The 2974-nt window shown below is 49.4% G+C and carries 2 protein-coding genes; both read left to right on the top strand.

The window, feature by feature from the left end:
- The coding region (locus JMF85_RS22650; RefSeq protein ID WP_201318954.1) for a 2,4'-dihydroxyacetophenone dioxygenase family protein at window positions 1-549 on the top strand (549 nt) is incomplete at its 5' end.
- Between the two features lie 155 nt (window positions 550-704).
- Window positions 705-2849, top strand: coding sequence for a tannase/feruloyl esterase family alpha/beta hydrolase (locus JMF85_RS22645; RefSeq protein ID WP_164751976.1), 2145 nt, complete (start codon window positions 705-707; stop codon window positions 2847-2849).
- The last annotated feature ends 125 nt before the right edge of the window (window positions 2850-2974 follow it).

Below are 2974 nucleotides of genomic sequence, written 5' to 3'. Positions count from 1 at the left end.
AAAATAAATATGTCTGAAACGGCCGATAAGAAGATGACGGCGCCGCCGTCCGCTTACAAGATTGTCGATATCCCCGAGCCCTATGCCGATGTGATCAAGCGCCATGGCGTCGAGGGTAAGTTCGTAGAGGGGGAGGAGAGCCCATGGGTGCCGTTCGGCGATAACGCTGCAATTCGCCATCTAGCCTTCGATGTCCGCAACAACATCTACAGCAACATTCTTTGGATCAAGTCACCGGGCGTGATCGGCACGCACAGGCACAGGGGGACGGTGGTCATGCTCTGCCTGGAAGGCAGCGTCCGCTATCTCGAATATGACTGGGTAGCGGGTCCCGGAGACTTCATCTACGAAACACCGGGAGAGACGCATACGCTCGTGACTGACCACCCGGATGGTGTCAAGCTGTTCGGCTGGCTTCAAGGACCGATCGAGTTTTACGACGAGAATGCCAATTTCCTCGAGACACTCGATGTCTGGTGGTACATCAACCACTATGAAAGCTACTGCCGGGAGCACAACATCCCGATCAACAAGCAGCTGTATCTCTGATTCGTTTACAAGAAAGCCGGATTCCTGCACGCTAAGAGGTTCCGGCTTTCCTTGTTAAGTATTCAACGGCCTTAACCTTTCACCAGACATGAAAGCAGTTGCAGCAACTGTGCTGAAGATGGATGATTTATATAGTATGGAGAGGAGCTTTTAGTTTGAAAACAAAGAAACGATGTACCTTGCTTTTAACCATGGCACTCCTGGTCTCGTCCGTATCTCCTATGTTTTCCTCTGTCGGTTTTGCCGAGGCACCTGCAGGAGACGACCCAGCATCGACGGTTAAGCTTGAGAGTGATGGCGCTCCTGTCCAAAGGGGAGAAGCGGCAAAGTTGGCGGTACGGTTATATGAACGCATAAGCGGAAAAACAATCCATCCGGATCACAACCCTTTTACCGATACGGATGACGTTGAAATTAATAAGGCTCACTCTGCGGGGATTGTTATGGGGATCGAAGACGGAAAATTCGGGCCCGACGCAGTCGTCAGCAAGCAGGAACTTTCAACGATGCTGTATCGGGTTATGGAGAACGCGATTGATGGATTCAATGGTGACCAAGCGAATCAAGGAATATTCGCGGATAAAGAAGAAATTGCCGGCTGGGCGGAGCTTCCGGTCCGCTATCTACATACACTGGGAGTAATAAAAGCGGATTCTTCGGAAAAAGTTAATCCTCATGCCAAGCTGGATCTTCAAGAGGCAAATGATCTGGCTGAGCGTATATACGGGTTCACGGTTGCGCGGAATGCCTGTTCAAAACTGGATGGAAGGATACTCCCGGCATCCGACATTCGTTTGCCGACAAGCGGGGCCACGATTCAATCGGCCTCTCTGGTGCTGGAAAATGAAGAGAGCAATGTGAACGGCGAGTTTTGCAAGGTGCTCGGCGCCATTCACCCGGTGGATCAGAACGCGCCGGATATCCTTTTTGAAATCAACCTGCCGACCCAATGGAACCACAAAACCTTGCAGCTGGGCGGAGGCGGTTTCAACGGCACGCTGATTACAGGTTTGGGCGGTACTCCCGGTCAAATGTCGAGCGTTCCGATGCCTTTAAAGCAGGGTTATGTCACATTCGGAAGTGATTCCGGACATCAGAGCACGGTTGCTTTCGATGCTTCCTTCGGCCTTAATAAGGAAGCTTTGAATAATTTCGCCGGCGATCAGCTGAAAAAGACTTATGATGTGGCTATAACTTTAGTCAAAAACCACTACGGAAAAGCTCCGGAGCAAAAATACTTTGCGGGAAGTTCGGAAGGCGGCCGGGAAGCATTGACGGTTGTCCAGAGGTGGCCGGGTGATTATGATGGTGTCATTGCCTTCTATCCAGTTGTTCATTTGATGCTGTTGCATCTCACGGACAACCAATATGCACAAGCCCTTTATGCAAATGATGGCGCCGGATGGTTGAATCCGGAAAAGTATAAGCTTCTGAACGATGCTGTATATCAGGCCTGCGACGGTCTGGACGGTGTGGTGGACGGTATCATCGGTGATGTGAAAACATGCAGCGAAACGTTTACCATAAAAACGGTGGAAAATACCCTGCGTTGTCCGGACGGCGCCGATACCGGGAATGACTGTCTGTCGGATGCCCAGATTCATACCGTAAGGGTAATGAGTTCGCCAATGCCTTATGATTTCACCTTTAATAACGGTGTTGATTCATTCCCTCAATCCACAATTCTGCTGGGCGGTGATAAATCTGCATTCCATTTGGGTACAAGACCGGTACCGGCAAAGCCGCCTATGTGGACTCCTGTCGGAGGGGATGCTTTTCACGCAGCTTCCGGTGATACGAATGTCAGATACCTTGTCACACAAGATCCGTCTTTTGATTCGTTGACATTTGATCCGAATACATATAAAGAGCGGATTATGGAGTTATCCGAGCTTCTAAACTCTAACAGCACGAAGATCGAAAGCTTCAAAGAGCAGGGCGGTAAGATTATTCTTGTAGGGGCCCTTGCCGATGGAGGTGTCAGTCCTTTCAATACGATCAACTATTACGAAGGGCTTGAGAAGGAATTCGGAAAAACCAGCCTGGATCCATTTGTTCGTTTCTACGCAATTCCCGGTTACGGTCACGGCACCGGTCCGTTCACTGCAACAATGGATACGCTAGGTGCTTTGGATAAGTGGGTCGTATCAAATGAAGCTCCCGATCAATTGGTTGCGACAGATGCCAATAAGAACACGGTAGGACGCACAAGGCCCGCATGCCGTTATCCTGAATGGCCGAAATACAACGGATCCGGAGACGTAAATGCAGCGGAAAGCTATACGTGCACAAAGCCTTAAATGGTTAAGGAAGTAGATGAAAAGGCGGGTATGATGTCAATACTCGTCTTTTTTTCCTGTTATTGACCGGTTACTTTAAACATTCATGTTGACACATGATGAAAAACAAACTAAACTAAACTTGC

It is taken from the genome of Paenibacillus sp. EPM92, assembly GCF_016586185.1.
Lineage (GTDB): Bacteria > Bacillota > Bacilli > Paenibacillales > NBRC-103111 > Paenibacillus_G > Paenibacillus_G validus.
The sequence above is the reverse complement of the archived record's forward strand: the minus strand, read 5'-3'. Positions and strand labels throughout refer to the sequence as shown.